Consider the following 18290-nt stretch of genomic DNA (forward strand, 5'->3'; position numbering starts at 1 on the left):
GGGCGCGCGGCTCGGACGGGATCCGTGGCGCGGCATGGGGCCCGTATGTGTCATTGCTTGGCGGCCTCTCCGGAACCGGCCGGCGCGGCCGCATCGGCGGTGGCCGGTGCGGGTGCCGGCGAGGGCCGCAGATAGGCGGTCACCGGAGCCGCTGCGAGATGGGTGCGGGCGGCCTCCTGCACGTCCTGGGCGGTAACCGCGGCGATCTCCGCCGGCCAGTCGCGCACCTCGTCGATGGTCGATCCGGTGGTCAGCGCCACACCGAAGATGCGCGCAAGGCTGGTCTGGCTGTCCTGGGCATAAAGGGCGGAGGACAGGAGACTTTTCTTGGCCCGCTCCAGCTCTTCGTCGGTGACGCCGGCCTCGGCAACGTTGCGCAGCACGTCGAGCGCGGCAGCGCCGGCGTCTTCCAGCGTGGTGCCGTCGGCGGGCACCGCGTAGATCATGAAGCGGGTGTCGTCGAGCGAGCTCGACTGGTACCAGCCGCCGGCCGAGGTGGCGATGCCCTTGTCGATGACGAGGTCGCGATAGAGCCGGCTGGTGCTGCCGCCGCCGAGGATCTCGGCGAGCAGGTCGAGGCTGGCCGCCTGCCGCGTTTCGCCGCTGGTATAGCTCGGCACGATCCAGGCCTTGCGCAGGCTCGGCTGGTTGACGCGCGGATCGGCGTAGCTGACCTCCATCGCGCCCGGCAAGGCCTGCGGCCGCGGACGATCGCGCTCGCCCGGCTCGGCCCGGCGCGCGACCTTGCCGTAGGTCTCTTGCGCAAGGCGGCGCACCTCGTCGGCGGTGACGTCGCCGGCAACGATCAGGATGGCGTTGTTGGGGGTGTAGAAGCGGTCGTAGAAGGAGATGGCGTCCTCGCGGTCGAGGGCGGAAATCTCGCCCGGCCAGCCGATCACCGGCGTGCCGTAGGGGTGGTTCACATAGAGCATCGCATCGAGCGTTTCGCCGAGCATCGAGCTGGGATCGTTCTCCACCCGCTGACGGCGCTCCTCCAGAACGACATCGCGCTCGGGCAGCACGACCTCATCCGAGAGCACGAGGTTTTCCATGCGATCGGCCTCGAGTGCCATCATCTCGGCGAGATGCTCCTTGGCGACGCGCTGGTAATAGGCCGTGTAGTCGTTGGAGGTGAAGGCGTTCTCCTGTCCGCCGATCTCGGCAACCCGCTTGGAGAAGGCGCCGTTCGGGTTGGTCGGCGTGCCCTTGAACATCAGGTGCTCGAGGAAATGGGCAATGCCCGACATGCCGTCCGGCTCGTCGGCGGCGCCGACCTTGTACCAGATCATGTGGGTGGCGACCGGAGCCCGCGTGTCGGGGATAACCACCACCTGAAGCCCGTTGTCGAGGCTGAAGGAGCTCATCTCGCCACCGATCTTGATGTCGGCGAAGGCGGCGGCGTCCGCCGCCTGCGGAACTTCGGCACGCGCGGCGGCGGGCGCGAGCGCCAGCAGCGCGCAGGCGCCGGCAAGCAGTGCGGTCTGCCGAATGCGGCGCGGCAAGGCTCTAGCGGATTGCGACAAGGGAACGACCTCCGGGATCATGGCAATGCTGCGATGTATCGAGATATAGGCAGCGGCGGCGCAAAAGCCCGTGAACTTTTGGTAAGGTTGCCGGGTCTGTCGTGCCGACCGGTCCGGCGCCCGGCCGGACGCATGGCCCGCGGGGTTCGGAAGCCGGGTGCCGCCAATGAAAACGCCGGGGCATCGCTGTCCCGGCGCATGTCAGCCTGGCGTTCGAACGACGGCGGCGCTCAGCGAAGCGTGCGTGCCGAGCGGCCATCCATCAGCAGTTCGATATCGGACTTCTGCGGCTGCTGCGCGGTCCGGGTCGGCTCGGCCATCGGCGCGTCGGGCGAAGGCTTGGAATATTCCGTCGGCGGTTCGATCAGGTAGCGCCGGACGGGCTGACCATTGGCGTCGAAGATCCCGGTCTGCTCCTTGGCCACGCCAACGCGCTGGTTGAGCTCGTTCGGCTTCATCCTGGCGTCGTCGAGCTTCTCTTCCTGGCGGATCTCGGCCTGGATGTCGCGGTTGGCGCCGCCGCTGGCAAGCTCCTTGATGCCGCGCGACTGGTAGATGTTGCTGCGGCCCTGCTTGTCGATGTCGGCCTTGTCCCGGTAGATTTCCTGAATCTTCTTGAGCTGGGCGTCATCCTGCTCGGGCCAGTTGGCGACGACCTTCTCTTCCTCCGGCTGGGGGAGAGAATCCATCGACGCGGGCATGGCGAGCGGGGCGCGCGGCTTGTACTCGATCTTCGCCTCGGTCTTGGCATCGACCGCGCCGAGACCTTCCATCAGGGAGCGGACCATCGCGACATCCGGAGCCTCGTCGGAGGACGATCCGTCGTTGAAGCCGTCCGCACCGTGCTGGCAGCCCGCGAGCACGAGCGCGCCTGCAACGACAAGGGCAAGCCGGCCGCGGCGGAGGGTCGGGCTTGCAGGGCTTTCGGTCTGGTTACGACGCGACACGGCGGCGATCCTTCAACGGTTCTGGCGCGACACGGCCTGCATGGCCCTGCTCGCTGTCATGGCGGTCGCCGATCCTGCAAGCGGGGCACGCCGGTCGAGCGCGCGGAAAATCTCTCGCCTACTCAGACGGACTCTTTGCGGCATCATTGGGGCCGCCAAGGAAACTGTCATACAGCAGAGCGGCCACACCGGCAACGATCCACACGTCGGCAAGGTTGAAGACATACCACGAGAAGCTGCCGACGTGAAAATGGAAGAAGTCGGCGACCGCGCCATGGACGACCCTGTCGATGCCGTTGCCGAGCGCGCCGGCGATCACCAACGCGAAGCCGGCGACCTGCATCTTTCTGGTCGCATGGCTGCCCCAGACCCAGAACAGCGCCGCGACGACGAGCGTGACGCCGACCAGCAACCAGCGGCCGAGATCGGCTTCTTGCTGAAACAGACCGTAGGATATCCCGTAGTTCCAGACCATGACGAGATCGAGGAACGGGGTCACCGCGACCCGGCCGCGCGCCGCGATGTCGAAGCCGTAGAGCATCCAGGCCTTGAAGGCCTGGTCGACAAGCATGCCGGCAACGGCGATGCACAGGACGGGAAGGCTGGCGTGTCCCCAGAAACGGAAGCGGGTCATCGGGTATCCTCAAGGCGGCGGACAGGACGAGCGGGCGCCGGAGCCTGCGCAAGGGCTCCTGTCGGTGCGATCAGTCGGGCGGGCCGGTGCGGTTGATGCGTGCGGCCAGTTCCTCGCGGCTCTGCCGGTTCTCGCGATGGGCGATGTAGATGCCGCTGGCGACGATGAGGGCAATGCCGACCCAGGTCGGGCCGTCGGGGAAATCGCCGAAGACGAGATAGCCGAACAGGGTCGCGCTGACGATCTCCAGATAGTTGAACGGAGCCAGCACGGACGCGGGCGCGGCCGCGAAGGCCTTGACGATCAGCCCGTGGGCGAAGAAGGACAGCGCCCCGACGATGGCCAGGAGCCCCCAGCCGGGCAGGTCCGGCATCACCGCAAGGCCGGGCTCGTAGCCGGCGACATTGGCGATGAGAAACAGCGTGCCGAGCAGCATCACGCCGCCGACCCCGGCGGTGAACTGGACGCAGAGCATGCCGCCCTCGCCGGACAGTTTGCGGGTGATCACGAGATACAGCGCGAACAGGAGGGCCGCGGCCAGCGGCAGCAGCGCCGTCAGTCCGAAATTGGCGAATCCGGGTCGGATGATGATCATCGCGCCGACCAGGCCGACGGCAACGGCGGCCCAGCGACGCGGGCCAACCGGTTCCTTGAGCAGTACCGCCGACAGGATTGTCAGGATCATCGGCTCGACGAAGAAAATGGCGATGGCGTCGGCGACCGGCATCGTCGCCAGAGCCGTGAAGAAGCACACGCTTGCGCCCGACAGGAAGAACCCGCGCAAGAGGTGCGGCCAAAGGCGCGGTGCGTGCAGCACGGCAAGCCCGGGGCCGATCGCGGCGGTGAGCAGCGCAAACAGCATCTGGAAGGCGAAGCGGCCAAGGGTGATCTGCAGCGGCGGCTGGGTCGCGGTGAGGTATTTGGCGGTGACGTCCATCAGCGGCACGAGCAGCATCGCCGCCGACATCAGGGCGATGCCCCGCATCACCGATGCGGCCGGTGCCGGGATGTGCGCTGTCATGCCCCGCCGTCTCCATCTCCGCCGCCGCCGGCCGCCGCGCCGTTGACGGCAAGGTCGACCGATCCAAGCGGCACGAGGCTGGCAAGCGCGGCGCGCGCCTCGGCGCTGTCCCGGTCCATCTGCGCGATCAGCGCCTCGATGCTGTCGAACTGCTCTTCGGGGCGCAGATAGGCGGCAATCATCACCCGCATCCGCCGGCCGTAGAGATCGCCGGAAAAGTCGAAGAGATGCACCTCGAAGAGCGGTGCGCCATTGTCGAAGGTCGGCCGCCGGCCATGGCTGGCGACCCCGTCGATCCATCTGCCGTCGACCTCCGCGCGCACCGCATAGATGCCGTGGGCGAGCCCCGTTTCGGGCGGCAGGGCCAGGTTGGCGGTCGGATAGCCGAGGTCGCGACCCCGCTTGTCGCCGTGGCGCACTTCCGCCTCCACCGACCAGCGATAGCCGAGCAGCGCGTTGGCGAGTGCGATGTCGCCCTCGGCAAGGGCTGCACGAATGCGGGTCGAGGAGACGGCCTCGCCGGCCTCGTCGTTCTCCGGCGAGACGATGGTCACGCCGAACCCGTCCGTCCGTCCGGCTTCCTCGAGAAACCCGGGCGTGCCGCGGCGGGCCCGGCCGAAGTGGAAGTCGTAGCCGGTGACCGCGTGGCGGATCTTCAGCTGTCCGCGCAAGATGTCATGGACGAAGGCCTCGGCCTCGATGCCGGCGAATTCACGCGTGAAGGGCAGGCTGACCACGCCGTTGAGCCCGGTGGCGGCCAGAACGCGGGCCTTCATCTCCGCCGGCGTCAGGCGAAACACGGGCCGGTCGGGGTTGAAGACGCTGCGCGGATGCGGCTCGAAGGTCAGCGCATAGGCGGGCGCGCCGGCCTCGCGCGCGACGGAAAGCGCAATGTCGAGCACCGCCCGGTGGCCCCGATGCACGCCGTCGAAATTTCCGATGGCGACCACGCCATGTTCCAGCGCTGCCGGAAAGGCGTCGAGATCGGCAATCGAGACGAAGGGAAGGGGAGCGAACTGGGTCATCGGCATTCGGTCATCGGCGCGCGGCCGGGGCTGAATTTCCCGACCGCAGAGACGACCGCCGGGGTTGCCGGCGGACCCTGCCCATTCGCCCGGGAAAGGTCAAGCGCGGATGGCGCGGGAGCCTTCTTGCGGGCGGCGGGCGGCCCGCGCCTCAGCCGCGCGGGTCGCCGTCCTCGGCCTCGAGGCGCGAGGGCACCTTGACCATCGCCTCGCCCTCCAGGACGACCGTGTCGCCGACCATGCAGCGGCAGTCGAGGCGGGCCCGGTTGCCGCGCTCGATCAGCTCCGCGACGGTCACAGTCACCGTGACGACGTCGTCGATTCGCACCGGCGCGCGAAAATTCAGCGTCTGGGAAAGATAAATCGCGCCGGGTCCCGGCAGCCGCGTGCCCAGCACGGCCGAGATCAGGCTGGCGGTGTAAAGGCCATGCGCGATGCGGGTGCGGAACGGGGTGCGGGCGGCGAAATGCTCCGACAGGTGTATCGGATTGCGGTCGCCGGATACTTCGGCGAAACCAATGACATCCGAAGAACTTACAATCTTCGTCAGGGTTTCGCTCTGCCCCGTTTCGAGATCTTCGAAATAGAGTGTCTGCAACGCCAGCATGGTCCCCTCCCGTCCCTTGTCCACCAGGCCGGGCGGAAGCTAGCCGGTCCTGCGTTTCTCGGCAATTGAGCTTTCGAGGCAGATAGGCCGATGCGCATTAACGGAGTTTTCAGGTGCGCCGGGCTAAGGTCAGCCAGCGTGGGGAGGCGGAGACACGAAAGACGTGTCGTCCTCCTGAAGATCTAAAAAGCATCAGACGCTCGCTCAAGCGGGTCGGGCAGATTGACAGTATGGAGTAGACAATGGCCCTTGATGTTCAGATGCCGGTCCTCGTGGTCGACGACTACAAGACCATGATCCGTATCATTCGTAACCTCCTGAAGCAGCTTGGCTTCGAGGATATCGACGATGCGGCGGACGGCACGGAAGCGCTCGAGAAGATGAAGCAGCGCCGCTATGGCCTGGTCATCTCCGACTGGAACATGGAGCCGATGACCGGATACGAGCTGCTCAAGCAGGTTCGCGCCGACGCCGGTCTCTGCAAGACGCCGTTCATCATGGTTACGGCCGAATCCAAGACCGAGAACGTGATCGCCGCCAAGAAGGCCGGCGTGAACAACTACATCGTGAAGCCGTTCAACGCGCAGACGCTGAAGGGCAAGATCGAGGCGGTCTTCTCCGACTGATCCGGGCCCGGGCGCCGGACGGACGCCCGAGCGAGGAAGCCGGCGGCCTTGCTGCCGGCAACGGGAGAGGTGCATGCGCTCCAGCGCTTGTACGCGGCGATGCGCGGCCAGCAACCCGGCCGTGCCAATAAGGACAACGACCGATATGGGCGCATTGAAGAAGAAGGATGTCGAGGGCCTGATCTCGTTCCTGGAACAGAACCGGGACAGGCAGGGGGACGTCACGCTCAACGACGTGATCGACCTTGCCGGGGTCATGACCGGCTCGATGCGCGAGTTTCTCGGCGCCGTGCAGCCGACGATCGCCGCCGAGCTGACCGCGATCGCCGACGAGATCGCGCGCCTCAAGGTCGAGATCCTGAACCTGCGCCCGAACGACATGAAGGACAACCAGATCCCCGAGGCGGGGCGCGAGCTGGATGCCATTGTCGAGGCGACGGAGTCCGCCACGCACACGATCATGGAAGCGGCCGAGACGATCATGGGCGCCGGCGACATGGCGCCGGGCGATTACCAGAACCTGGTCAACGACAAGATGATCGAGGTGTTCGAGGCCTGTGCCTTCCAGGACATCACCGGCCAGCGCATCTCCAAGGTGGTCAACACGCTCAACATGATCGACGAGCGGGTCACCTCCTTCGTCGAGCGGCTGAGGATCACCGAAGGCGACGACGCGCCGGGCGAGGAGAGCGAGGCGGACCGCCGCCGCCGCGACCTGATCCTGCATGGCCCGCAGCACGCCGGCGAGGGCGTTTCGCAGGACGATGTCGACAACATGCTGGCCAGCGGCTCGCAGGACGACATCGACAAGCTTTTCGGATAAAGGCGCCGCGCGAGGCGATTGCCCGCGCCGGACGCATGTCCGCCTGTTTTCCGCGTCCGCCAAGAGACGCGGCGACCGCCTGGCCCGCCCCCGCGAGCGGCCGGAAACTGACGTACAAGGCCGGATCCGCAAGGATCCGGCCTTTTTTCATGACAACAGGTGGGTATCTCGGCACGAACCGCCGGTGACGGCGGCAGGCGTCACTGCTGCTGCGGGACGCTTTCGGTCTCTGCCGTGACCACCATGCCGCCGGGCGCGGAAGGGGCCGGTACCGCCGGGGCGGCATTGAGATAGAAGCGCTGGCCGTTGACCTCGACGAACTGGTTGCCGTTGTCGTCGACCTGGACCACCGGCTGCGCCGTGCTCTGGGCCGGGGCGGCCGGGGCTGAGACGGTCTGAACCGGAGCGGCCTGAACGGGAGCGGCCTGAACGGGAGCCGGTGCGGTGGGGACGGCCTGCGCGGGAGCCTCCATGGCCGGCGCCGGCTGTTGCGCATTCGCGCCGGCAAGCGGGGGGAAGGCGGAGGCCGCGGCCGGAGCCGATCCGGCAACCGCGCCGCCTACCAGCGGGAAGGCGGCGGTGCCGGCGGTTGCCGTACCCGGGCCCGACGAGGGGGCGGCTGCGGGGAAGACTGGCTGTCCGCCCTGTTGCGGCTGGCCGCCCTGCTGCGGGGCAAGCGCCGGAAAGGTCGTTTGCTGGCCGGCCTGGGGAAAGGCGCCGGGCTGCTGGGTCGGTGCCGGGTATGCCTGACCCTGATACGCCTGACCTTGGTACGCCTGACCCTGATAAGTCTGGCCCTGATGGGTCTGGGCGCCCGGCGCGCCATAGACCTGCTGCTGGCCCTGCGCCTGATAGGCGGGGACGGCGCCCGGCATCATGTAGGGAGCCGGTGCGGTCGCCATCGTGCCGCCGGAATTGATCCGCGCGAACAGGACGCCTGCCTGTTCGGAGGTCAGCTTGCCGTTGGGAACGGCATTGATGCTCATCTGGAATTGCGTCACGGCGGCGCGGGTCTTGCGGCCGGGCGCACCGTCGACAGGCCCGGCGTCGAAGCCGAGCGCGTTGAGCGATGCCTGGACGTTTTTCCAGTACTGGCGTTCCTCGGCGGTGCGCCGCGGCCGGTATACCCGCTCGCGATAGACGCGGCGCGGCCGGTTCCTGTTGATCTGGCTTCCGACGATGGCGCCGGCGGCGAAACCGATGATGCCGGCTGCCACCCCTTCGCCGCCGGCATGGGCCGGCTCGGGCGCGGTCAGGGGAACGAGGGTGAGGCTCGCCGCGGCGACGAGAAGGCTAGTTGTTCTGAACATTGCTCTGCAAGGCTCCTTGCTTGAGGTTGACCAGCCATTGGGCCGTCGAAATGTCCTGCTCGGCCGCGAAATGACTGATCATCTGGTCGAGCCGGGCGCTGCTGAGTGCCATCGCGCCGATCATGGAAATGCAGGTCTGGGGAAAGACTTCGTAATAGAAACGCCCGGATTGCCGGCTGCGCGCCTCGTCGGTCTTGCCGATATTGGCGCCGCGAAACTCGCCCACATTGAGCATCAGGAAGGAGAAATGATCGAAGGTCGGCGGCATCTGGCCGGCCACGAACATGATGTAGCGGCACAGGAAGTCCTGGTTGGCGCTGCGTTCCTGGTTGCGGAAGCGGCGGCTCGTCAGCGTCATCGACAGGGCGTCGAGGAAGTTGAAGGGCTGGCTGTCCAGCCGCGCTTCGGGGATCTTGTAGGCGTCTTCCAGATCGAGCTCGTAGAACTCCTGCAGACGGGTGAACTGCGACAGGGGGAAGGTCTCCTTGCCCAGTTCCAGGCCGTTCTGCGCGAACCAGTTTAGGTCCTCCAGCGAATAGCGGCTGCCGAGATTGGCGATCAGGGCGAGAGCGGGGGAGGCGACCTCGCCGGGGCGTGCCGACAGGTCGAGGCCGCGCTGGAGAAAGAAGGAAATGGTCGCCGGCCGGACGCCCTGCGCCAGCATGACCGTCGCCAGCCCGCACCAGCGGTCGCTCGTCCACCTGTCGCGCCGCCAGCAGCGGGTACGGCCGTTGAGGTCGAGCGGAGCGATCCCCGACAGGTAGTCGTAGAGCCGGCCGACCTGCTCGATATTGTCGAAGTCGAGCGCCCGCGCGTCCCCGCTGTTGCGGTTGTTGGCGAACAGCGCCTTCAGGAACAGGGTGCTGGTGTCGACATCCTCGGCCTTGACGATGCCGTTCTGGAGAAAGAACTGCGCCGCCTGCAGGTCGTTGTTGATGACATAGCCCTGGAACGTCTGCAGCGGCGTGGCATCGTTCTTGGCCGTGGCCTCGCCGGATGCGGCAAGAGCTGCCGCCAGAACCGCGCTGGCAAACATCGCCATCCGCGCAAACCGCGGCATGAATGCAAGAACCCGCATGAAGCCCCCCAGCCCTGCGTGTCAATCACTGCGGAAACGACGGATCGCGTCTCCAAAAACGTTATTTCAGAGGGCAGCATACAAACTGGGGTTACGTAGCGCTACCCTCTTCCCGCAGGAATTCGGCAGGCGGAAGGGGGCGATCTTCCCGGGTAGTGAACCGGTCTTTCCTGGCTCACCAGACCAGATGCGGAACGGCGGCGCGCGCCGACAGGCCTTCCTCCGCAAGCCTGCGGCGCACAAGGGCCTCGTCCGGCTCCGCGACCGGACCGAAGTCCGCGGCATGGATGCCACCGGTGATGAACAGCACGTCGAGCTGGTTGGCGACGGCGCCACGGATGTCGGTCGGCAGGCCGTCGCCGATCGCCAGGATGTCGCCGCGCGGCACCGGCGCGCCGGCGATCCGTTCGACGCGGGCAATCGCCTCCTGGTAGATCGGGGCGTGCGGCTTGCCGAGGATCGTCACCGTGCCGCCGAGATCCTCGTAAAGCCGCGCCAGCGCACCGGCGCACCACACCAGCCGGTCGCCGCGTTCCACCACGATGTCCGGATTGGCGCACAGGAAGGGCAACCCGCGCGCCACCAGGCGGGCGAGCTGCTCGCGGTAGTCGTCCGGCGTCTCGTTCTCGTCGTCCATGAAGCCGGTGCACACCACCTGCTCGGCCTCCGCCTCTCCGACGAGACGGACGTCGAGCCCGTCGAACAGGGCATGGTCCCTGGCCGGGCCGATATGCAGGATCGGCTTGTCCCGGGTCGCATCGATCATCCCGCGCGTCACGTCTCCGGATGTGACGACGTCGTCATAGGCTTCGCGCGGCACGCCGAAACCGGCAAGCTGCTCCACCACCGGACCGGCCGGGCGCGGCGAGTTGGTGATCAGAACGACGGTGCCGCCGGCGTCCCGGCGATAGGTGGCAAGCGCCTCGCAGGCGGCGGGAAAGGAGACGACGCCGTTGTGCAGCACGCCCCAGACGTCGCACAGGACGGCACGATAGGACGGCGCGAGGGCGGAAAGGCCGGGAACGAGAAGCGGCGCGGGCTGGGTCATCTGGACCTCGTTTGAAAAAGCGGAACGCGAACAGGCGGGAACGACGCGGCGGCTGTGCCGGCGGACCATAATTGATCGCCGCCGAAAGGGAAGGGGCGGAGGCGTCTGCTGCGCGATAAACGCCGTCAACGCCTTGTTTTCGATGAAATTTCCGCTACGGAAGGCGAGTTTGGTTAAGAAATTGTTCAGCTTGCCGGCTGCAACCTGACGATGAATTCCGCTCGTTTGCGGGTCACCTCGCCTGAGAAAATCTCCCACCTTTCCTTCCTTCCCCCTTCCTGCGGAGGCATTGATGAAGACGATACGTGCCCGAATGATCCTGGTGACGGTGGCGCTCGCGCTTCTGGGCGCCGTCTCCGCCGTCCTGATCTCGCAATGGGTCGCCGGAAGCCTGATCGACACCGCCCTGCAGCGCGAGGTGGAAGGCGCCAAGAGACAGTTTCAGGCGCAGGTCGAGGCGGAAAGCCGCCAGGCGCTGGCAATGGCCAAGCTGGTTGCCGGGCAGAGCAACATCCAGGCGCTGTTCGAGGCCGGCGACCGCGAGGCGCTCGCCGGCGAGTTCGTACCCGTCTTCAAGACACTGAAGGACGGTTTCGGCATTCGCCAGTTCCAGTTCCACCTGCCGCCTGCAACGTCCTTCCTGCGGGTCCACAAGCCGGAGAAGTTCGGCGACGACCTGTCGTCCTTCCGCGCCACGGTGGTGGGGACGAATGCCGGCGTGACCGACATCTCGGGCCTGGAAAAAGGCGTGGCCGGCATTGGTATCCGCGGTGTCGTGCCGGTGCTGCGCGAGGGCCGGCACCTGGGTTCGGTGGAGTTCGGCCTGGGGTTCCACGAGATGTTCGTCGGCGAATTCACCGAAAAGACCGGCTATCCGGTCGCGGTCCTGCGCGAGGGTGAGAGCGGGCTCGAGGTGATCGGCAACCGGCTGCCGGAGAAGATGGATCCGGTCGCACTCGTCGGGGCGACGGTCTCGGGCGGCATGGTTTCGGCATCGGGCGACTATTATGTCGACCAGCTCAGCATTGGCGACTATTCGGGCAATCAGGTCGCCGTGGCAGTGATCGCGGTCGACCGCACGGCCTATGTGGCGATCGCCGGGAGGGCGCAGCTTGCCGGCCTCGTCGTCGGCCTCTTGCTGCTGGCCATTGCCGGCGCCGCCGTGCTCTACGCGGTTCGCTCGATCTGCAACCCGCTGCGCACCGTGACCGGGCAGATCATGGAGCTGGCCGGTGGCCATACCGGTTTCGAGGCGGCCGGGCGCGAGCGGTCCGACGAGATCGGCGACATCGCCCGCGCCATCGAGGTGTGCCGCGACAACCGGGTGGAGCAGGAGCGGCTGGAGGGACAGCAGCTTGGCGACCAGAGGGCACGCGACGAGCGCCAGAAGCGGGTCGATGCCCTGATCTCCGGCTTCCAGGCGACGTCTCGCGAGGTGCTTGCAGCTGTCGACGGTGCAACGTCCAGCCTTGATGCGACGGCGCGGACGCTGGAAGCGGTCGCCTCCTCCAGCGCGGCCCAGGCGGACGAGGCGTCGTCTGCCTCGCGCGAGGCGTCGGGCAACGTCCAGTCGGTGGCCGGCGCGGCCGAGGAACTGGCCTCCTCGATCCGCGAGATCTCCGCCCAGGTCGAGCGCACCACAGCAGTGGTCGCCAAGGCAGCGGAAGGAACCCAGGCGACCAACGCCAAGGTTGGCGGCCTGGCGGCCTCTGCCGCCAAGATCGGCGAGGTTGTGACCCTGATCCAGGCGATTGCCGAGCAGACCAACCTCCTGGCGCTGAACGCCACCATCGAGGCGGCGCGCGCCGGCGAGGCCGGGCGCGGCTTTGCCGTCGTCGCCGCCGAGGTCAAGCAGCTTGCCGACCAGACGTCGCGGGCAACCGGCGAGATCTCCGGCCAGATCGTCGCGATCCAGTCGGCGACATCGGACACGGCCAACGCGATTGCCGAGATCGCCGAGACGATGGGCGAGGTGAACGACCACACCAGCGCCATCGCCGCCGCCGTGGTCCAGCAGGGCGCGGCGACGACGGAGATCAGTTCCAACATCCAGCTTGCCGCAACCCGCACCCGCTCGGTCGTCGACAGCATCGGAGAGCTGGACGAGGCGGTGGACGAGACCAACCGCTCGGCGAAATCCGTGCTCGGGGCGACCGGCGAGGCCTCCCGCCACACCGCCCGCTTCCGGCAGGAGATCGAACGCTTTCTGCAGGGCGTGGCAGCGGCCTGAGCCGGCAAGCGACAAGGGAAAACAAGGGGCGCTGCGGCGCCCCTTTCTGTTGCGGGGAGGATGCTGGCGCACGGGTGGCCTTGCGCAGGCAAAAGGAGGATGCTGTCGCCGGACAGGGGCACGATTCGGAGCGGAACCCGGGAATGACCATCCGGCAATTGAGCGACCACGCGATCAATCAGATTGCCGCCGGCGAGGTGATCGAGCGCCCGGCCAGCGTCGTCAAGGAACTGGTCGAGAACGCGCTCGACGCGGGCGCGGGCCGCATCTCCGTCGTCACCTCGGCCGGCGGCAAGACGCTGATCCGGGTCGATGACGACGGGTCCGGCATTCCCGGCGCGGAGCTGCCGCTGGCTGTCGAGCGGCACTGCACCTCGAAACTCTCCGAGGACGACCTGTTCGATATCCGCAGCCTGGGCTTTCGTGGCGAGGCGCTGCCCTCCATCGGTGCCATCGCAAGGCTTTCACTCACCTCTCGCCACGCGGGCGATCCGCATGGCTGGACGGTCACGGTGGAGGGCGGCGTCAAGCGCGGTCCCGAGCCCGCCGGGCGGCCGCCCGGCACCCGGGTCGAGGTGCGCGATCTCTTCTTCGCAACGCCCGCGCGGCTCAAGTTCCTCAAGTCCGACCGGGCGGAAGGGGCGGCGGTGACCGATGTGGTCAAGCGCCTGGCGCTTGCCAACCCGTCCGTCCGCTTCGAGCTTTCCGGCTCCGACCGGCAGACGCTGACCTTTGCCTCGGCCAGCGGCGAGACCGCCCTTGCCGCCCGCATCGCCCAGGTGATGGGCACGGAATTCGTCGAGAACGCCCGTCCCGTCGATGCCGTGCGCGAGGGCGTGCGCCTGCACGGGCTCGCCGGCCTGCCGACCTTTCACAGGGCGAACTCTCTGGCCCAGTTCTTCTTCGTCAACGGCCGGCCGGTGCGCGACAAGCTGTTGATGTCGGCCCTGCGCGGCGCCTATGCGGACGTGCTCGCCCGCGACCGTCATCCTGTCGCGGCGCTGTTCATCGAGCTCGATCCGCGCCTTGTCGACGTCAATGTGCACCCGGCCAAGGCGGACGTCCGCTTCCGCGACGCGCAGCTGGTGCGCGGCCTTGTCGTCGGCGCCCTGCGGCAGGTGTTCGCCGAGGCCGGCTACCGATCTTCCACCCACAATGCGCAGGCGGCGTTGGCGGCCTTCGCGACGGGCGGCGCGGCAACGGGGACGGGGCAGGGCGGACCTGGCGGATACGGGCGCGGCAACGCATCGCCGCCCTCCGACTGGCGCGCTTCCGCGTTTCGCCCGCTGGATGCAGATGGCGGCAGCGTTGGCATGCCGCGATCGATGACCGGGTTCGGCGAGGCGCCGCAGGCGGGATTTGCCAGCGTCGACCGGCCGTCCGCCGACGCGCGCGCGCATTCCGGAGAGATCGAGGCGGAGCGCCTGGCGCGCCCGCTCGGCGCGGCGCGGGCCCAGTTGCACGCGACCTATGTGATCTCCCAGACCGAGGACGGGCTGGTGATCGTCGACCAGCATGCCGCGCATGAGCGGCTTGTCTACGAGCGGCTGAAGGAGGCGCTCGGCCGCAAGGCCGTCGCCCGCCAGGGCCTGCTGATCCCGGAAGTGGTCGAACTGCCGGAGGAGGACATTGCCCGTCTCGTCGCGCGCGCCGACGATCTGCAGGAGGTCGGCCTCGTCATCGAACCGTTCGGTCCGGGCGCCGTCGCCGTGCGCGAGACGCCGGCGATGCTCGGCCAGATCGACATTCGCGGGCTGGTGCGCGATCTGGCCGACGACCTTGCCGAATGGGACGAGACGACGCGGCTGCGCGAGCGGCTCGACCATGTGGCGGCGACCATGGCCTGCCACGGATCGGTGCGCGCCGGGCGCAGGCTGCGGCCGGAGGAAATGGACGCGTTGCTTCGGGAGATGGAGGCGACGCCCAATTCCGGCCAGTGCAACCACGGCCGGCCGACCTGGATCGAACTGAAACTCTCGGACATCGAGCGACTGTTCGGCCGCAAGTAGCGGCTTTTTGCGACAGCCCGTCACGCGGCTGTCGCAGGCCACGTGTCATCTGCGGAATCACACGTCGGTCCCGCAGAGGATGAGTCGCGATGAGGGTTCTTGCCTGGGCGGCGGCGGCCATCCTGATCCTGCTCGGCCTGCTGACCGTATGGACGCCGTTGCCGACCGGGGTGCCGATGCTGGTCGGCGGCATGATCCTGATCCTGGGCACCAGCCGTCAGGCCAACCGCTGGCTGCGCGGCCGTCGCCGCCGCTGGGCCGGTCTCGACGGGACGTTCATCTGGCTGGAAACGCGCGCGCCCCGCGCCCTTGCGCCCGTCCTGCGCCGCACCCGGCCCAGGCGCAAACCGGCCGGCCGGGAAACGCCGTCAGTCGGCGCGGAAGAACAGCACCTGGCTGTCTCCGACCTTGCGCCGGTCGACAAGCTCGAACCCCTCGATGTCCTCGACATCCGTGCGGGCATCCTCCTCGAGAAGGACGAGAGCGCCGGGCGCCAGCCAGCCGCCCTCGCGGGCGGCGGCGAGCGCCTGCTCGCCCAGCCCCTGGCGATAGGGGGGGTCGGTGAAGACGAGATCGAAGGGGGCAATCGTGCCGGCCGGACCGAGACGGGTGGCGTCGCGTCGGAAGATCTTCGTCGCGCCGGTCAGGCCTAGCGCCTCGACATTGGCTCGGATCGCGGCGCGCGCCGGGCTGGCTTCCTCGACGAACAGGCAGGTGCGCGCGCCCCGGCTGAGCGCTTCCAGGCCGAGCGCGCCGCTGCCGGCGAACAGGTCGAGCACGCGGGTCTCGTCAAGCGCTTCGGGATAGGTGTGCGCCAATACGTTGAAGACGTTTTCCCGAAGCCGGTCGCTGGTCGGGCGGGTCGAGGCGCTGCGCGGCGCCTCGATGGCTGTTCCCCGGAAGCGCCCGGCAACGATCCTCACGGCTTGCGGCCCCGTCCTGCTCCACCCTTGCCGGGTCCGCCACGCGAAGGTCCACCCTTGCCGGGTCCGCCGCGGCCGCCGCCGCCTTTCGCAGGACCGCCGCGAGACGGACCACCGCGGGAGGGGCCGCCCCGGGAAGGGCCGCCGCGCGGCGCGAAGGACCTTTCGCCGCCCCGGTCTCCGCCACGTTCACCGCCCTTGCCGCCGTCCCTGTCATTGCCGAAATCGCCGGGCCGGGCATCGGTGCGCGGCCGGAAGCCGCGATCATCGCCGCCCCTGCCTTGCGGCCGGCCGGCGCCGCCACGAGCCGGGCCGCGTGCGCCGCCCTTGGCGTCGTCGTCCACCGGAGCGGTGTCGACGACGAGCGCGCCGTCCTCGTCCCAGATACGCCGGCGGCGTCCCTTGCGCTGGGCGTCATCCTTGGGGCCGCGCGGCATGGTCTCGGGCGTGAAACGGAAGCGTGAGCGTGGCGACACATGCTGCGGCTTTGCGGGTGCGCGTTCGCCCTCGTCACGCCGTCCGGCATCGCGGCCGCCACCCTTGCCGCGCCCACCGCCATCCTTGTCCTGGCCGCGCTTTTTCGCGCGCCGGTCGCTGGCGTCCTCGCCCTCGCGGGCGCTGAGATAGCGGCCTTCCTGGCGCACGGCGCCGCGCGGTGCCGCGCCGCCCTTCGCCGGCGCCTTGCCGGCCGTTTTGCCGGGAACGGTCTCGCCGCCGGGAACATTGGTGAGGAGCGGTGCCTCGAAATCCACGCCGGCCTCTTCCGCCAGCCGGTCGCCCAACTGGTCGCGCAGCACCCGGCCGCGAATCTCGCGCACGTCGCCCTCGGGCAGGTCGGCGAGCTGGAACGGACCGAAGGAGACGCGGATCAGGCGGTTCACCGCAAGACCCAGATGCTCGAGCACCTTCTTGATCTCGCGGTTCTTGCCTTCCCGCAGCGCGATCGTCATCCAGACATTGTCGCCCTGTTCCTTGTCGATCTCGGCCTCGATCGAGCCGTAGAGCACATCGTCGATGGCGATGCCGTCGGCAAGCTTGTCGAGTTCCGCCTGCGTGATGCGGCCATAGGCGCGCACCCGGTAGCGGCGCAGCCAGCCGGTGGCGGGAAGCTCAAGGACCCGCCCCAGCCCGCCGTCATTGGTCAGCAGCAGCAGGCCTTCGGTGTTGATGTCGAGCCGGCCGATGGTGAGGACGCGCGGCAATTCCTTCGGCAGGTGGTCGAAGACGGTCGGGCGGCCCTCCGGATCGGAGTTGGTGGTCACCAGCCCGCGCGGCTTGTGATAGAGCCACAGCCGGGTGCGCTCCCGCTCGGGCAGCGGCACGCCGTCGACCGTGACCGTGTCGGCATCGGTGACCGTCACGGCCGGCGAGATGAGCACGGTGCCGTTGATGGCAACGCGCCCGGCGATCACCCAGCTTTCCGCCGTGCGCCGCGAGCAGAGCCCCGCGCGCGCCATCACCTTGGCGACGCGCTCGGCGCCGTCGGCACGCGCCGCGATGGGGGCTGCACCCGGAGGCGGGGTCTTGTCGCGCTTCGGTGCGCCGGGCTTCGGCCCGCGCCGTGGCGCCATGCCGCCGGTGCCGGCCGCATCGCGACGGGGACGACCGTCGCCGCCCTGCCGTTCGCCGTAGGGCCGGTCGCCACGGGGACGGTCGCCGAACGAGCGGCCGCCTTGCGGCCTGTCGCGGTGGGGCCGGTCTCTTTGGGGCCCGTCGTCGCGCGGCCTGTCGCCTCGATATCCGGTGCCCTGCGGGCGCTCGCCGCGCGGACGCCCGTCGCCTTGTGCATCCCCGGACTTCCGGGCTCCGAACCCGCCGCCGGCCGGCCGGCTGCCGCCGGACCTGTCGCCGCCGAACTTGCCGCCGCCCGGGCGGTTGCCGAACGGACGGCCGCCGCCGCCGCGCTCGCCCGACGGACGGTCGCGGAACGGGCGGTCGCCGAATGAACGTTCGCCGGAGCCCTGGCCAGCTTGCGACCGGTCGCCGAACGATCGCTCTCCGCCGGCTCCCCGGCCCTGAGGCCTGTCACCCCGGGGGCTGTCATTCCGGGGCCTGTCACCCTGTTGCCGGTCGCCGTGCGGCCTGTCGCCGCCGGGCTTGCCCCCGCGCCCGCCGGAAGGCCGGTCGCCGAAGGACTTCCCGCCGCCGGACTTGCCCGGGGGCCGGCCGGAGCCGAACTTGGAAGCGCCGTCGCGCGGCTTGCCGTTGCCGGATCGTCCGCTGCCGGAGCCTGCCGGAGCGGAGGAGCGGCGCTCGGGCCGCGAGGGTCGTTTGTCTTTGGTCATGGCGCGCGTCATACCAGAGCCGCAAGATGCGGGGAAGCAGGCTTTTTCGGCGAGGCGTCATGCGTTTTCCGCCGGTCGGCCCGCAGCGCCCGCCTGCGGGATTTTCTTTGCCATGTCGCCGCTGTAGGGTCTGCCGCGATGAGCAGTGCGGACGACACCCCGAAAGCCCTTCCGAAAGATCCCGGACAACCCCTGTCCGGG

Annotated in this window: 15 protein-coding genes; 4 read left to right on the top strand and 11 right to left on the bottom strand. The window is 68.7% G+C overall.

Translation table 11 applies throughout. The annotated features are described in order from the left end of the window. Window positions 1-50: 50 nt before the first annotated feature. From RBB46_RS01395 to RBB46_RS01420, 6 genes are all read right to left on the bottom strand, one after another. Entirely contained in the window at window positions 51-1523 is a 1473-nt protein-coding gene (locus RBB46_RS01395) for a pitrilysin family protein (protein WP_306027047.1), read from the bottom strand. Window positions 1524-1753: 230 nt separating this feature from the next. Beyond that, entirely contained in the window at window positions 1754-2470 is a 717-nt protein-coding gene (locus tag RBB46_RS01400; RefSeq protein WP_306027048.1) for a hypothetical protein, read from the bottom strand. A 118-nt stretch (window positions 2471-2588) separates the two neighbouring features. Then, window positions 2589-3104, bottom strand: coding sequence for a signal peptidase II (gene lspA, locus RBB46_RS01405; RefSeq protein ID WP_306027049.1), 516 nt, complete (start codon window positions 3102-3104; stop codon window positions 2589-2591). A 70-nt stretch (window positions 3105-3174) separates the two neighbouring features. Next, window positions 3175-4125 carry a DMT family transporter gene (locus tag RBB46_RS01410; protein WP_306027050.1) on the bottom strand — a complete coding sequence of 317 codons (951 nt, stop codon included), beginning with the start codon at window positions 4123-4125 and terminating at the stop codon, window positions 3175-3177. Next, entirely contained in the window at window positions 4122-5156 is a 1035-nt protein-coding gene (locus RBB46_RS01415; protein ID WP_306027051.1) for a bifunctional riboflavin kinase/FAD synthetase, read from the bottom strand. The genes RBB46_RS01410 and RBB46_RS01415 overlap by 4 nt, the downstream gene beginning before the upstream one ends. A 145-nt stretch (window positions 5157-5301) precedes the next feature. Then, complete coding sequence (locus RBB46_RS01420; RefSeq protein WP_306027052.1) at window positions 5302-5757, bottom strand: MaoC family dehydratase; 456 nt, start codon at window positions 5755-5757, stop codon at window positions 5302-5304. 242 nt (window positions 5758-5999) lie between these two features. Between RBB46_RS01420 and RBB46_RS01425 the strand changes: the two genes are divergently transcribed. After that, window positions 6000-6383: a response regulator gene (locus tag RBB46_RS01425; protein WP_067220588.1), complete on the top strand. Its 384-nt coding sequence runs from the start codon at window positions 6000-6002 to the stop codon at window positions 6381-6383. A gap of 145 nt (window positions 6384-6528) precedes the next feature. Beyond that, window positions 6529-7206 carry a protein phosphatase CheZ gene (locus tag RBB46_RS01430; protein ID WP_306027053.1) on the top strand — a complete coding sequence of 226 codons (678 nt, stop codon included), beginning with the start codon at window positions 6529-6531 and terminating at the stop codon, window positions 7204-7206. 200 nt (window positions 7207-7406) lie between these two features. On the opposite strand, the gene RBB46_RS01435 is transcribed toward RBB46_RS01430, so the two are convergent. The 3 genes from RBB46_RS01435 to RBB46_RS01445 form a co-directional block, all read right to left on the bottom strand. Next, on the bottom strand, window positions 7407-8516 hold the full coding sequence (locus RBB46_RS01435; RefSeq protein ID WP_306027054.1) for a peptidoglycan-binding protein: 1110 nt from the start codon (window positions 8514-8516) through the stop codon (window positions 7407-7409). Then, window positions 8500-9594 (bottom strand): hypothetical protein, encoded by a 1095-nt coding sequence (locus RBB46_RS01440; protein WP_306027055.1) that lies wholly within the window; start codon window positions 9592-9594, stop codon window positions 8500-8502. Before RBB46_RS01440 ends, RBB46_RS01435 begins: the two co-directional genes overlap by 17 nt. A gap of 175 nt (window positions 9595-9769) precedes the next feature. Further along, on the bottom strand, window positions 9770-10642 hold the full coding sequence (locus RBB46_RS01445) for a TIGR01459 family HAD-type hydrolase (RefSeq protein ID WP_306027056.1): 873 nt from the start codon (window positions 10640-10642) through the stop codon (window positions 9770-9772). Window positions 10643-10934: 292 nt separating this feature from the next. Between RBB46_RS01445 and RBB46_RS01450 the strand changes: the two genes are divergently transcribed. Together RBB46_RS01450 and mutL are read left to right on the top strand one after the other, a co-directional pair. Beyond that, window positions 10935-12872 carry a methyl-accepting chemotaxis protein gene (locus tag RBB46_RS01450; RefSeq protein WP_306027057.1) on the top strand — a complete coding sequence of 646 codons (1938 nt, stop codon included), beginning with the start codon at window positions 10935-10937 and terminating at the stop codon, window positions 12870-12872. 143 nt (window positions 12873-13015) lie between these two features. After that, the gene (gene mutL / locus RBB46_RS01455; RefSeq protein ID WP_306027058.1) at window positions 13016-14881 is read left to right on the top strand and encodes a DNA mismatch repair endonuclease MutL; all 1866 of its coding nucleotides are present in this window, start codon (window positions 13016-13018) and stop codon (window positions 14879-14881) included. A gap of 368 nt (window positions 14882-15249) precedes the next feature. Here the strand turns inward: mutL and rsmD are convergent, their stop codons facing one another. Together rsmD and RBB46_RS01465 are read right to left on the bottom strand one after the other, a co-directional pair. Then, window positions 15250-15804, bottom strand: a complete 555-nt coding sequence (gene rsmD / locus RBB46_RS01460; RefSeq protein WP_306027059.1) for a 16S rRNA (guanine(966)-N(2))-methyltransferase RsmD — start codon at window positions 15802-15804, stop codon at window positions 15250-15252. Beyond that, entirely contained in the window at window positions 15801-18089 is a 2289-nt protein-coding gene (locus tag RBB46_RS01465) for a pseudouridine synthase (protein ID WP_306027060.1), read from the bottom strand. Before RBB46_RS01465 ends, rsmD begins: the two co-directional genes overlap by 4 nt. Window positions 18090-18290 lie beyond the last annotated feature (201 nt).

Origin of the sequence: Stappia sp. MMSF_3263 (assembly GCF_030733745.1) — a bacterium.
Lineage (GTDB): Bacteria > Pseudomonadota > Alphaproteobacteria > Rhizobiales > Stappiaceae > Stappia.

Bases quoted from the DNA above. Each gene is read 5' to 3' on its own strand.
- lspA (WP_306027049.1), bottom strand. From the start codon at position 3,104: ATGACCCGCTTCCGTTTCTGGGGACACGCCAGCCTTCCCGTCCTGTGC.
- RBB46_RS01410 (WP_306027050.1), bottom strand. From the start codon at position 4,125: ATGACAGCGCACATCCCGGCACCGGCCGCATCGGTGATGCGGGGCATC.
- RBB46_RS01415 (WP_306027051.1), bottom strand. From the start codon at position 5,156: ATGCCGATGACCCAGTTCGCTCCCCTTCCCTTCGTCTCGATTGCCGAT.
- RBB46_RS01420 (WP_306027052.1), bottom strand. From the start codon at position 5,757: ATGCTGGCGTTGCAGACACTCTATTTCGAAGATCTCGAAACGGGGCAG.
- RBB46_RS01425 (WP_067220588.1), top strand. From the start codon at position 6,000: ATGGCCCTTGATGTTCAGATGCCGGTCCTCGTGGTCGACGACTACAAG.
- RBB46_RS01430 (WP_306027053.1), top strand. From the start codon at position 6,529: ATGGGCGCATTGAAGAAGAAGGATGTCGAGGGCCTGATCTCGTTCCTG.
- RBB46_RS01435 (WP_306027054.1), bottom strand. From the start codon at position 8,516: ATGTTCAGAACAACTAGCCTTCTCGTCGCCGCGGCGAGCCTCACCCTC.
- RBB46_RS01440 (WP_306027055.1), bottom strand. From the start codon at position 9,594: ATGCGGGTTCTTGCATTCATGCCGCGGTTTGCGCGGATGGCGATGTTT.
- RBB46_RS01445 (WP_306027056.1), bottom strand. From the start codon at position 10,642: ATGACCCAGCCCGCGCCGCTTCTCGTTCCCGGCCTTTCCGCCCTCGCG.
- RBB46_RS01450 (WP_306027057.1), top strand. From the start codon at position 10,935: ATGAAGACGATACGTGCCCGAATGATCCTGGTGACGGTGGCGCTCGCG.
- mutL (WP_306027058.1), top strand. From the start codon at position 13,016: ATGACCATCCGGCAATTGAGCGACCACGCGATCAATCAGATTGCCGCC.
- RBB46_RS01465 (WP_306027060.1), bottom strand. From the start codon at position 18,089: ATGACCAAAGACAAACGACCCTCGCGGCCCGAGCGCCGCTCCTCCGCT.